At 61.6% G+C, this 12,723-nt stretch carries 11 protein-coding genes; 9 read left to right on the top strand and 2 right to left on the bottom strand.

Annotation, left to right across the window (positions count from 1 at the left end; all coding sequences use genetic code 11):
• Positions 1–500: 500 nt before the first annotated feature.
• Positions 501–1,079 carry an HD domain-containing protein gene (locus ACZ3HV_RS44105; RefSeq protein WP_465693840.1) on the top strand — a complete coding sequence of 193 codons (579 nt, stop codon included), beginning with the start codon at positions 501–503 and terminating at the stop codon, positions 1,077–1,079.
• Here ACZ3HV_RS44105 and ACZ3HV_RS44110 read toward each other — a convergent pair.
• On the bottom strand, positions 1,059–1,535 hold the full coding sequence (locus tag ACZ3HV_RS44110; protein WP_465693842.1) for an NUDIX hydrolase: 477 nt from the start codon (positions 1,533–1,535) through the stop codon (positions 1,059–1,061). The genes ACZ3HV_RS44105 and ACZ3HV_RS44110 overlap by 21 nt on opposite strands.
• Complete coding sequence (locus ACZ3HV_RS44115; protein WP_465693843.1) at positions 1,535–2,275, bottom strand: helix-turn-helix domain-containing protein; 741 nt, start codon at positions 2,273–2,275, stop codon at positions 1,535–1,537. Before ACZ3HV_RS44115 ends, ACZ3HV_RS44110 begins: the two co-directional genes overlap by 1 nt.
• 728 nt (positions 2,276–3,003) lie before the next feature.
• Here ACZ3HV_RS44115 and ACZ3HV_RS44120 point away from each other — a divergent pair.
• From ACZ3HV_RS44120 to ACZ3HV_RS44155, 8 genes are all read left to right on the top strand, one after another.
• Positions 3,004–4,176 carry a hypothetical protein gene (locus ACZ3HV_RS44120; RefSeq protein ID WP_465693845.1) on the top strand — a complete coding sequence of 391 codons (1,173 nt, stop codon included), beginning with the start codon at positions 3,004–3,006 and terminating at the stop codon, positions 4,174–4,176.
• Positions 4,177–4,187: 11 nt separating this feature from the next.
• On the top strand, positions 4,188–4,649 hold the full coding sequence (locus ACZ3HV_RS44125) for a PPC domain-containing DNA-binding protein (RefSeq protein WP_465693846.1): 462 nt from the start codon (positions 4,188–4,190) through the stop codon (positions 4,647–4,649).
• A 302-nt stretch (positions 4,650–4,951) separates the two neighbouring features.
• A complete protein-coding gene (locus ACZ3HV_RS44130; RefSeq protein WP_465693847.1) occupies positions 4,952–5,155 on the top strand; it encodes a hypothetical protein in 204 nt (67 codons plus the stop codon).
• A 1,821-nt stretch (positions 5,156–6,976) separates the two neighbouring features.
• A complete protein-coding gene (locus ACZ3HV_RS44135; RefSeq protein ID WP_465693849.1) occupies positions 6,977–9,616 on the top strand; it encodes a hypothetical protein in 2,640 nt (879 codons plus the stop codon).
• A gap of 13 nt (positions 9,617–9,629) precedes the next feature.
• Positions 9,630–10,781, top strand: a complete 1,152-nt coding sequence (locus ACZ3HV_RS44140; RefSeq protein ID WP_465693850.1) for a methionine adenosyltransferase domain-containing protein — start codon at positions 9,630–9,632, stop codon at positions 10,779–10,781.
• Between the two features lie 18 nt (positions 10,782–10,799).
• A complete protein-coding gene (locus ACZ3HV_RS44145) occupies positions 10,800–11,567 on the top strand; it encodes a methyltransferase domain-containing protein (RefSeq protein WP_465693851.1) in 768 nt (255 codons plus the stop codon).
• A 13-nt stretch (positions 11,568–11,580) separates the two neighbouring features.
• A complete protein-coding gene (locus tag ACZ3HV_RS44150; RefSeq protein WP_465693853.1) occupies positions 11,581–12,102 on the top strand; it encodes a YqcI/YcgG family protein in 522 nt (173 codons plus the stop codon).
• Between the two features lie 187 nt (positions 12,103–12,289).
• Positions 12,290–12,532 (top strand): hypothetical protein, encoded by a 243-nt coding sequence (locus ACZ3HV_RS44155; protein ID WP_465693854.1) that lies wholly within the window; start codon positions 12,290–12,292, stop codon positions 12,530–12,532.
• Positions 12,533–12,723: the final 191 nt, after the last annotated feature.

Raw genomic sequence — 12,723 nt, forward strand, 5'->3', positions numbered from 1 at the left:
ACGGTGGGTCGTGGGAGCTGCTGGTGGCGCACGAGGAGCAGATCCGTGCCTGGGTGAGCGGCGGCGACGACGGCCGGGACTCGTTGTCGATCGTGCGGACGGGCTTGCTCGGCGGTTTTCAGGACTGCGGGTAACGATCGAGCCAGACGACTTCGCCAGCGGCATGGTCAGCGCGGTCCGGTGAATCCTTGTAATGAACCAACGGCGCTGGGCGCAGGTTCGCGCACGGTTGAGCCGATGGTGGAACGAGCTCAACGGGAAGTTCCGGCGCTGGATGGACGAATGACCCTCGTGACCCAACCGAACATGCCGCTAGCTGTTGCCTATGTCCGGCGGTATCCGTGGATGCCGGATCGTGAGTACAGCCTCCTGTGGCGACGACTCGCCACAGCAGCGCAAAATGCCGGCTACACGCTTAGCGTGATGAAGATCGAGGAGCTGCTGGCCCGCCGTGGTGTGGTGGTTCCTTACCGGACGTTGCACCGGTTCGCCGTGGAGCGGTGCGGGTTCCGGGCCCGGTCGGAAACGACGCCCGAGAAATCGCCAGGGGCCTCCTCGAACGGGAGCTCCCCCGGCGTTGGGCGCATACCAAAGGTGTGGCGGCGCAGGCGAGGTCGCTTGCTGGCGTGTTGGGCGACAAGACGGACCTGGTCGAGGTCGCCGCCTGGCTGCATGACATCGGCTATGCGCCAGCCGTGGCATTGACTGGATTCCATTCCCTTGACGGTGCGAGGTACCTTCGCGGTCTGCCGGACGTGCCCCAGGTCGTGTGTCAGCTCGTTGCCCACCACACCGGTGCAGCCATCGAGGCTGAGGAGCGAGGCATGCCAGCGGTAGCTGATGAGTTCGGCACGCCGCCGGCCGGACTGTTAGATGCGCTCACCTACTGCGATTTGAGTACGGCGGTGGACGGCGTACCAACGAGCGTGGACGACCGAATCGCCGAGATTCTGGTGCGGTACCCGACCGACCACGTGGTTCATCGATCGATCCGACGGTCAGCTCCGCTGCTCCGATGTGCGACCCGAAATGTAGAGGCCCGGATGGCGCGAGGACGGTCAATCGAAGTACGGCGTTGATGGCCGCTCGAGGTAGTGATCGACACGCTTGCGCATCGATCGATCCATCGTGAGCTCGGCCAGTCGACTGGGCTCGATCCAGTGCACCTCGGTGCTCTCGCTGCTCGGCGTCGGCTCCCCAGCGACGAAGCGACCGGTGAGGAGAATCGAGAACTCCTGCCTCGCCTCGCCGTTGCTGGTGTACAGGATGATGTGCTTCGGATCGGTGTAGATGCCGACGACGCCGGTGATCTCGCACTCGATGCCGGTCTCCTCCAGCGTCTCGCGGACGCCCGCGTGCGACATCGATTCGCCAAGGTCGATGCCGCCCCCCGGAACTGCCCAGTTGTCGTTGTCGGAGCGCCGGATCATGAGGATCTGACCGGCATCGTTCTCGACCACAACGTTGACGGACGGCACCATGCTGTTCGCGGCCGGAGCTGTGGGGTCGTCGTAGTAGTCAATTCGTCGTGGCATCAATCCTCCGATAGCGGTACGGCGGTGTCCCAGACTCGTTCGAAGCTTTCGAGGTAGATGCTGACGAACTCGCCGCCGGCCACCTTACGCAGATGCCACACCGGCGCGTGGGATGCGCTGGCGCCGTACACATGGGAGTTGACGAGCACCTGATCATCAGCCCTGTAGATCGAGTTGTAGAGCACGGTCCGATGCATCCGGAACTCGACTCCCTCGACCTCGCGAAGTGGTCGGTAGAGGACCAGAGCATTGCGGATCTTGGCGGCCAGCGCGTCGCCGACGCCTTCCTGCTCGCCGCGCTCGGCGATGTGCGGATCGCGCTGATCCCCGACAAGGAACCGGACCCTGGCGCCTGCCTTCGCCTTCTTGCGGATGATCCGGTGCAGGCCGGCATCCTCGGCCAGGAACAGGCCCGCGTACGCCAGTACGCCGATCTCTGCGTCAGCCGACTCGAACAGTCGTCGCCAGGCGTCCCGCGGTACCTCGGATCGGTGTGGATAGACGGCGAGGACCTCACTCGCCGATGCTGCCGTGACCTGGTCCTTGGTAAGCGCGTCTGGCCAGAGGTAGCCTTCGTCAACACCAAGCCGGCTGGACACGGCGTACCGGTAACGCCGGTACGGCATCCGACCATTGACCCAGCGTTCAACTGTTTTGACATCGACGCCGAGATCCGACGCAAGCGTGAGCGTGGTCAAGCCGTTCTCGAGCATCGCGGCTCGCAGTCGCTCGTTGGCCATGCACATAACCTAAGACATCTTGGGACGTCTTGAGCGCAGGCAGGAGGTCTTGGACGCGTCCGTTCGCGCCCGCGCGCCGTCCCGACTCTTCGTAGCACTCTTCGGGTATCAAACTCGGGAGGAAGCGATGAGGGGTCGCGTGAGGTACACCTTCGAGATTGCCACTTGGCGACGAGGCGGCTCGTGGAATACGGATACGGTCAGGACCGGTCTCTTCAGCCGGGGAGCTAAGGCGACCGCGCGGAGCATCGTCGAGCGGTGGATCCACGAGCAGCAAGGCCAGTTGATCGGCGGGAGGGTTGTCATCAAGGGCCGGCGTGGCGACGTTCCACGGGGTTTTGAGGCCTCGGCGCGAGTGCGCATCCTCGCTGGTGACGGTTCTGGTCGTCAGTTGGCTGTGGCGTACGTCGGCACCGATCGCGTGCACTCGCTTCCGAGCGAGCAGCTGACGTTGGCAGGGCAGGGCCGTGACTGACTCTGAGCGGAAGCCCAACCTGAAACTGCACCGAGCAAGAGGTGAGATGTCGCAGGCGCAGTTGGCCGAGAAGGTGAACTCGGCGATTCTCCGGGCAACCGGGCGGCCAGGAGGGATCACTTCAAAGTCCGTGTCGGACTGGGAACGCGGGTGGTACTCCTGGCCGATCGTGGAGGTGCGGGCTGCGCTACGCGAGGTACTCAGCGCGACTGATGACGCGGAGCTCGGCTTCGAGAATCGGCGGGCGCGGCCTGTGGCGGACGCTGCCAGCGGTCGTATCGTCTCTCTGTTGGATCTGGCACGGAGCGATGCTGTGCCTGATGCTGGGTTCGTCGATGTGCCCGGTGGCCGGTCATTCCGTGGTGTCGAGTTGGCCGCAATTGTCGCACCCTCGATCCCGGTTGACGGTGGCGTCGTACTCGAACGTCCGATCGACCTGCTTGCGGGTCTTGAACGACCTCATCGCCGTACGTTGCTCGTCACCTCCATGCTCAGCGAGGAAGGGCCAGTCCTCCATGTCGCGGACGGCCGGGAGTTTGCGGCCGGCGCCGTACGACGTTCAGAACCGCACCGATTGCCGAGCGCCTATCGGCTGGATGATTTCACGGCCGCGGTTGTGTGGTCTGTGACGAACACGGACGCCGCAATTCTGGCTGACGACAGTGCTCTGGACTCGTACCAGCGATCGCTGGCGCATTACGAGGATCGGTCGGCGTCCTCGGCGACGTTGAGCGAGGTGCCGAAGCTGAACGACGTATCGAGAAACTGGCTTGGATCCGATTTCTGCGCTCGTCACATCATCCGGCACCTGCCGAGGCTCAGCACGGATCCGTTCTTCTGGAGTCGAGACCAGCGCGGCGAGGAGGCTGCAGCGTGGCTGCTTTGGGCGCACAAGTTCAGCTACCTCCAGAACACCTCAGCGAGGTACGCGAACTCGCGCCGAGGCTTCTGCATCCCGGAGCACGAGGTTCGAACCTCGCCTAGGTGGGAGCGGGTTCTGCTACTGCTCGCTTTTGCGCTGATGGAATCCTGTGGCGTTGAGACTCAGGTCAGCCCAGAGCCTGAGTTCGGTGAGATCGAGGGGTTCGTCGTGGCCGACGACCTCATCGTGGCCAACTGGTTGCGCGGCACTGGCCTCTGGTACGTCGACACAGACGCACCGTCGTCACGTTGGTCCACCTATCACGACATCGCGAGCAACGCCCGGGCCAAGTCGATCATCGCTCACCCGTCGTCCTCCGGTCGGCTCCAGGCGATGGCCACATACCTCGACATCTCCTGGGTCTGGTTCGCGACGCGCTGCCGCGAACTTGCCGTGGCAGGGGTCGACGGCCTTGCGCATCCAAGCAGCCGGCTGCTATCCACAGACGGCCTCATGACAGCGCTCCGCTACGTTGCCAAGATCAACCAATCTGAGAATCCCTGAAGGAGCAGCCAGTGCAAGCAGCCGAGGTCACCCCCGGCCGAACCTTCGCCGTCCGCTTCGACCACGGCGAGGATTTCTACACCTCCCTCACCGACTTCTGCCGCACCCACAACATCCGCCAGGGCTTCATCCCCATGTTCATCGCCGGCTTTCACGACGTCGAGCTCGTCGGCACCTGCGAACGCCTCGAGAACCCCGAGGCTCCTGTCTGGAGCTCGGTCCACCTCGAGTACGCCGAAGCGCTAGCCGGCGGCACCCTGGCTTACGACGACGCAAGCAATGAGCTTCGCCCCCATATCCACGTTTCCGTCGGCCTCAAATCCCACTCCGCCAGTGGCTACACGAGCCACCTCCTGGGAGCAACAGTGCAGTTTCTCACCGAGCTGTACGTCGTGGAGATCGCCAACCCAAGCTGGGCTCGCCCACGGGAGCCGGATCTCTTCGATGTCCCGCTCCTCAGATTCCTCGCGTAGGTTGCCTCTGGGCGCGGCGGACCGCGATGTGGTCGTTCGCGGGGTCAGGTGACCGTCGAGCGGTGCAACGCGAGCTCGCTTGCCTGGCGCGGATCTCGAGCAGCGGTGGCGCTTGGCCACCCGCTCGCCTCGGGCCGGCCGCTCCTCGCCGACCTCGCCGTGTCACTCCGGTCGCTGCCCAGCTGGATCATCCTGAGATGCACCGCGCTACTGGGCTGTGGCCACGCGATCTCGAGCTGAGGTGTGTCACTTTCGGTACCGGGGCCGTGAGCAACAGTCCCGAACGGCGAAGGAACCTGACTATGCCTGAGACGACATCGGGCAGCGGAAAGGCGTGGACCGACGATGAGGTGCAGCAGTTGCGGGAACTGGCCGACGGCAACAGCCCGGCAGGGGTGATGAGCGTCAGGCTCAACGGCACTGAGGACGCCATCCGTTCCAAGGCGCACGCCGAGGGGATCGTGCTCTCGCCGCCGAACCGATCGCCGTACGGTGACCTGAGCTGAGTCACGGGCGCATGCTGATGCCGTGGCCGGCGCCTGGCGGTGCGGGAAGTGCGACGGGGCCAAGGTCCCGGAGCATCGGTTCTGCCCACACCGCGACACGGCGATCACTGTGCGCCGCGTAGTGACGGTGGTGTGGCCGCCGTTCGGCCGTCGGCGGCCTTGGAGCGGGGATGACACCGGCGCGTCGCCGAACTGAGCTGGCCGGGCCGCTCGAGGTCGTGCTCGCCCGATCGTCCGACCAGATCCGAGCACCCACAGCCCTGCCGGGCGGAGCACGCGCATGCGGTGTCCACCCCTTCGCGCACGGTCGTTCCAGGGCAACAAGCGTGAGCTGGGCCGGTCCGAACGCATCCGAACGACTTGGAAACCGTGGCAGGATGTCGTCCAGTAGTCACTGGCGGTGGGGCCTGCTCAGTTCGGGCAAAGCAGCCCACTATCCGGTGCTCGCGATCCGGGCGGTCCGAAAGGAGGTAGGCGGCGTGGTTGAACCCGGCACGGCCGAGCTGCCACCTGCGTCCCCACTAGGTAAGCCCGCGCGCGCGCCACAGCAACCGCGCGAGCCGGACCCTCCTCTGACGGGCATCTGGACGCCGGAGCGGCAATCACTTCGTGCCGAGATGCTAAAGCAAGATGCAACTATCGGCGGGTTGTACGAGGTGGCCGTAGGTGGCATGGACCCCGCAGGGTGGTCGATGCCGAGGCTCGTAACCGTTGCGCACTGTATCCGCGAGATCTGTAGTGCGCTGCCGCACATCCTCGGGATTGACGGGCTGCCGCCGCGTTCGGACACGTCAGCCGCCGGTCGTGAGCTATCGCGAGTCTGGGGTGAGCACCGTGACGAGTTGGGTGCGGCCGAGGAGGCGGCAGCCGCTGCCGATGACACGGCCGAACCGCAACAGCCGAAGACGCTTGTGCGGCGAACTGTTCCCAACGCGCTGGTCGTTGCCGCAGCCGCCTACGGGCTTCGTTCCACCAGTCAAGATCGACCTTGATCGAATGGCCGACGATGGCCATGGCCGGGTCTGCGGCAAGAACCCAGCGGGTGGCGGCATCGCTCAAGGTGAGACGAGAGATATCAGTGGCGGACATGCCCCATGTTCTCAGGGTGGCCGGTTTTGACGCGATGGTAAGTGATTGCGGTGTCGAGAAAACAATCGATTCTCAACACCCCGCTCAAGGGTCAGTGCCGGGCACCGGCACTTTCCACGGCCGAGAGGATGGAGCGCGATCACGGTCCTAGCTACGTCCCGCCTGCAGCCAGCTCGCCAGCTCCGTGCTCGACAACATCGCCATGATGCCGCGGCCAATATTCAAAGCATCACTCGGGCAAAGACCGATCGATGCCTCGGCTCACGAACACAATATCGACGACGGACTCCGCGCTCACCGCCGCTCAGCGCGCAGGGCCACGGACAGCCTGGTCGCGCAAGCGACTGGACACCCGAGCGAGTCTTTGCCATGTATGCCCCGACCGTCTGCACTGATCGCTGTAACGTTCGACGAGCGCACCCGATATGCCAACCAAGGGACCAGCCGACCTATCCGGGGGGATCATGCAAGGTCTGCGACAGCGAGCGAGCGGCAGACGGGCCACCTCGATCGCACCGGTGAGGATGGCAGCGCCCGGGTTGCGTCCACTCGGCCAACCACGATTGGCTCCGGACCGCGATGGCGAATTCCCCACTCAGTCCCTCTGACCAGATGCGCACTCATGAGTCGAGACCTACGATCACCTGGTCGCGTGCAGACTCGGTGTATTTGACCTCCTGAGACGGACACCAAAAGGCGATTACAGCACGCGTCCTCACCTTTGGGGGGAGAATGGATCCAAGAAACAATCTCAAACGAATTTCGGCGACAGTTCTCAAGGCGGCCCCGATAGTTGGCGCAGGAGTGGGGGGACTTGCCGGATCTTTTCTTGGCGCCGATTTCGGTGTCGTGGGCGGCGCGCTAGGCGGAGTAGCGGGGTATCTTGTCCAAAAATCGGCGGATAAACTCGGCAGCGTCGAAGTGGAGACTTCGGACACGACGCCCCGGGTCATCGGTGGGATCATCGCCGACACAGGTGACTTTGTAGGTAGAAAGGCGGAGCTTCGAGCGCTCACGGAATTTCTATCACAAAAGAAGTCCGGCGTTGCATTGCTGCACGGATTTGGTGGATGTGGAAAGTCCGCGACCTTGAAGGAGTTGGCGAACAGGATCGACTTATTCCAAAAACGCCGATCCATCAAGCGTGGTGCGCCAGTATTTGTTTGGTCATTCTCGCAAGACCCGAGCCTCGAGCGCTTCTTCAACGAGTTTCGAAGGTACATCGATCCATTTCTGCGGGCGCGAGATCGCCTTGATTACATTCAGGCAACGCCTTCGTTCCTCAATATCCCGGACATCATCGAAGCCTCCGCCAGAAGCTTCGTTTTGGTCATGGACGGCATCGAGGTCGTGACCGTGCATGACGATCTCCTAAGCTCGCGTGACGGTGCGCTGGCGGTTCCAGCGCTTCGCGTCCTCCTCCAGCGAACTGCGGAGCGAGGGTGTGGGGCGCTGACGATCCTCTGCACTTCTCGGGTCGTTCCGCCGGAATTGAAGCGGATAAGTTCCGGCAACTTCTTGGCAATGGATCTCAGCCGGCTGCCGACTGATGACGGGCTTGCACTCCTCAGAAAGAAGGGCGTACGGGGACCCCGTAAGTCTATGCGGAACATCGTCGGCGATCTCAATAGCCACGCATACTCCATCGCCCTATTGGGAGACATATTGCGAGAGGCCTACCGTGGAGATGTCCGTCAGGCGAACAATGTGCTGAAGAGTGCTGACGCGATGGAAGCCCCAATGCACAAAATCCTCGACTGGTATGAAGCCAGGCTAGACCCTCGGGCTCTAGTCTACCTCCAGACCGCGTCCGTATTCCGCTCCCCAGCCAGTGAACTGGAGATATCTAGCCTCGCTCCCTATCTTCTGCGCCGACGTCTTCTCCCTACTGACGTTCCAGCCGCTATCAATTCTCGAGTTGTCACGGCCGTCCTTCGGAGTTACGGCCTTCTGTTTGAACAGCGTGAGGCGGCAACCGGCAGGACGACCGTGGCATTGCACCCTATCGTCAGAGAATATTTCTACCGAGAGATCGTGGATCCCGAAGCGTTTCATCGGCAAGCGTACGAGATCGTTGCGGCCCAACTACCTGAACAAGTCAATATCTCGAACCAGCATGAGCTTGCTCTCCTTCAGGAATTGACCTTTCAGGCGCTGGGTGCAGGCGACGCCGAATTAGCTTGGAGAATCTATCAGGACCGTATCGGTGGGTACCCAAAGGTGGGCTATGAACTCGCTGATCACCCGGCCGGAACCAAATTGGTCGATATGTTTCTGGAACAGCCGGAAGGTATCACGTCTGTGCTCCCGGCCGAGGCTGTCTATGACTTGTACGTCGATGCTGCTCTATATCTCAAGAACGAAGGAAGGTTGGATGACGCAATTCTGACGATACACGGGCTCGAGAATCGGGAAGCGAGTCGAAAATTTGTCGACGAGCGAGCCGTCTCCGCGCTCCTCGTGCGTGCCGGCATCGAGGTACTGCGTGGCGAGATTCAGGCTTCGGGCGAAAGCATCCGGCGCGCGCACCGAATCATGGATGACCTCGGTCATTCCTTGACGCGAGCCGATCGAGTTCGGATCGACAAAGAATTTCTGACCCGTAGCGCGCTCATCAAGATTATTCAGGGGCAAGAAGGCGGCTTGGATGGCTTCGCGGCCTCGAGTTCGATCGAGTTCGAGGCGGGTACGATACCGCACGATTATGGACCAATCAGACATGTCTGGGCACTAACTCTCCATGGCGACTACCCCGAGGCGGAGCGCCAAGCCGTCGAGGGAATGGCGTACGCACAGGGCATCGGAGCAAACATGCTCATTCAGCGTCTCAGTTCCATGGCAGCGCTCAACTCGTCGTGGGCAGCCGACGCCCGAGGCGCAGAGGCGTGGTCATCGCGCGTCACGCCGTGGGCTCTCAAGGCGGACATCCACGTCGCGGTTCTTAACTGGTTCCAACGCGGTGTTCTCGCCTTCCGTCAGGGCCGCTCGGCCGAGGCTGAACGTATTCTGGTTGACGGATCAGCATTTGCTGGTGACAGCGGGTTCCTACTCGAGTGGCTCGACATGACCGCACTCCGGGCTTATCTGGCTCTGACGTCCGGCCTTCCGGACCTTGCCCTGCACTTGGCCGAACAGGTGATCTCCGGAAACTACGACGACTACTTGGTCCCCCTTAAAGGCGCGGGCGATCCCACGGTTCGCTATGTCTGGCCCTTGGCAACAGCTGTCCAGATCAGCAAATCCTGCCGCTCCTCCGAAGTAGATACACCCGGCGCGGATCTGTCGCTCCGGCCGGACATCGCCGCAGTCCGTCGATCCCAAAACTACTTGATACGAGCAACGTCGAATCTGCAGGACCGAGCGACAGGGTGATAGGCGGACCGCTATGGACAATCCATCACGTACTTGCGAACAAGTCCGAGCCGGACACCCGGACAAACTCTGTGACCGGATCGCCGACGCGATCCTCGATGAGTTCCTAGACGGCGCGAGGCAGTTTCTGGGGTCCGCCTCGACGGCAGTCGTCGAAGGCATCCGTGCTGGGGTTGAGGTTCTCGCCAAAGATGAGACAGTTGTCTTGGCCGGAGAAGTTCGAGTACCAGAGGTCGTGGCTTCAGCGGTCAATTACGAAGCGGTGGTCTTGAGGGTCATCAGGGCTTCGGGCTATTCCGGCCTGCCCTTGCGGATCATCAATCTTGTCGGCGTGCAGCAGCCGGAACTGCAGGCAAGTTCTGATCGCAGAGGTGCTGGTGATCAGGGGGTTATGATCGGATACGCGATCGATGAGACTCCTGAATTGATGCCATTAGAGTACGCATATGTCACGCAGATTTGCCACGCCTTGGACGCGCGAGCTGGTTCGCCGGGTTACGAATGGATGTGTCCAGATGGGAAGGCGCAGGTTACGCTGGGAATTGATGGTCGACCGGTAAAGGTCGTGTTAGGCGTCCAGCATACGCACGAGGTTCGGGGCACCACCGATCGCGTGGAAATTCAACAGGCAATTAGAGAGCAACTCCATCAAGAACTGCTGGTTCCAATCTTCGGCGATCAACTGAAGCGTGCATCGGTACTTGTCAACGGCACCGGTTCTTTTGCGATCGGGGGTCCTAGGGGTGACGCCGGCGTTACCGGGCGAAAGATTGTGTGCGATGCCTACGGACCGAACGTGCCGGTTGGAGGCGGTGCGTTCAGTGGAAAGGACCCGACGAAGGTGGATCGAAGCGGGGCCTATATGGCGCGTCACGTGGCCAAGGCGGCTCTGCTGGAGCATCGGGGAGACGTGCACTCGGTGACTGTCAAGCTTGCATACTCAATCGGCAGCATCCAGCCAGAGATGGTTAGCGTCATCGATGAGAGCGGAGGCGATTTGAGCGCGTGGGCGAGGAGCCGATTCCCGGACCTGTCGCCGGTCGCTATCGCGGAGAGATTCGATCTGTGGCGGAAGGAGCGCGCGGCCTGGTCCTATTTTGATACAGCCTCCCATGGTCATTTCGGTAGAAATGAATTTCCATGGGAAAAGATCGAATCGATCTAGACTGCGCCCGCCAGACTGATGACTCCAATACAAATCGACCCGTCAACATGGGACCGCGGATGCCGGACTGATGAAGCTAGAAACAACTTCGTCCTCCCGATCTTGAACGATGCTCTAGCTCGGGTGGCGCCACGGCGTGTCGTAGATATCGGGTGCGGAACTGGATACATAAGTCGGACGCTGGCCAGACGCGTGCGCCATCCTGGAATCCTCTGGACTCTCCTGGATCGGGACATGTCAATGCTGTCGTATGCAGGGCCGCGGTTTCCGCGAATGGCTCGTGTTGAGATGATCAACGAGGATCTGCACGCGTATGCGGAGAGAATGAGTCGGGGCGAGCATCAATTGGCCTTCTGCGCGTACACAGCTCTTGAGCTTCACGACCTGCCTGCGTTTACCACGGCCCTGAAGTCTTTTGTTTCTACCGGTGAACTCATCTTATTTGTTCCCGACCCAATAAAGGACATAGTCCGGCACTACATCGGAATGGGGTCCATGCCGTCCGAAAGTGCGGACGGAGCCTACGAAATACACAAGGTCGACGCATTCACAGGGCAGAGGCAGACGTTCTTTGCCCGACAGGTAATCGACTATGTTGATGCATTCACGGACCGCGCGACAGTGCTGACCGATTTGGCCACCTATACCACAGAGAGCGGGAGTCGGCACTACGGACTCATCTTCACCAGATCAGAGGGAGCTATTTATGGAAGAGAGCTTTCGCGAATTGATGGCGACCACGAAGTGTCCGTTCGCAAGGAAGGCGCGAGTGACCCTCGGACCTGAGTGGGATCACGCGGTGAGTTTCGATGCAAATGTTGAGCGTCATGCGGTCGCGCTAGGCGAGATGGCCGCACGCCTCGAGAGTGAACAGCTCCATGGTTTCGTTTCCCATGTAGATACACCAAACGCTTCTCCGGACTTCGAGGAGGTGCGGACATGGTTTGGCCGATATCTCCGTGCCCTCGCCGATACGGACGCGTCATGCCGTGCAGCAATGCGTGCTGACGTCCTGAGTGACAACTGGCAGTTCACACATTCGGGCGTTCGGTTCTTTCTGAACGTCTTCTCCTCCTGTTATCCACCACGCCATTCCAAATTCTGCGACCTAGACCGAGGGTTCGTAGTCTTCTTCCAGCCCGAGATCTCATTCGACTTTTGTGGTGGCGCGCCGCTGGATATCGTCAAGTATCAAATCCGAGCCAGATTCGCGGCGGCTGGAATGCCGTACAACGGCGCTCAGATAGACGAGCGCATCGAAGCGTTGATCTACATGTTCCCGGTCGATCCTTCCGGGCCTCCCGTAGAATGGTGGGTCTAGCTGGCGCGACGTAACTCCTCGCGGTGACGGGATTGCGGGCGAGGCTTGACTCCCAAAATTCGTTGGTTGCCAAGTAGGGCTGCCTGTTCGGCCGATCCGACATTTTGTGGGAGGCGCGGGTGGTTGCCGAGGATGTAATTGTGGGCTGCATGTGCTCGCCCGATCGGTGGTGGCGATCGATGGCGTAATGGGTGAGCTCGTGCAGTCGAGCGTGACGTCGTTGCACGAGGACATCCCGAGCCGGCATGGGTGGTTGCCGGATCCGGACGCGGTGGCGTATGAAGCCGCTCCGACCGGGTTCAGGCTCGGCCGGGCGTTGGAAGCGGCATGGATCAGGTGTGAGGTGGTCGCGCCGAGCAACCTGCAGTGGTCGGCTGGTGATCGGGTCAAGACGGAAGCCAAGGATTCGGTTCACGTTGCACGGCTGTGAGGCTGGACGAGTGCATCGCGGTGGCGATCTTGACCCTGAAGCAAGAGGTAGTTCGCGATCTCTCCCGGGCGTGTCAGGACTGCCATAGTGCACTAACCCGGATCTTTCATCAGTCTGGTGAGCTCGGCGGGGCGGGCGTTGGAGTCGCGCGTTGGGTCTGATTCTTGCAGTTGGGTGTGACAGTTTGCCGG

The sequence above is a fragment of the Kribbella sp. NPDC020701 genome (assembly GCF_055562215.1).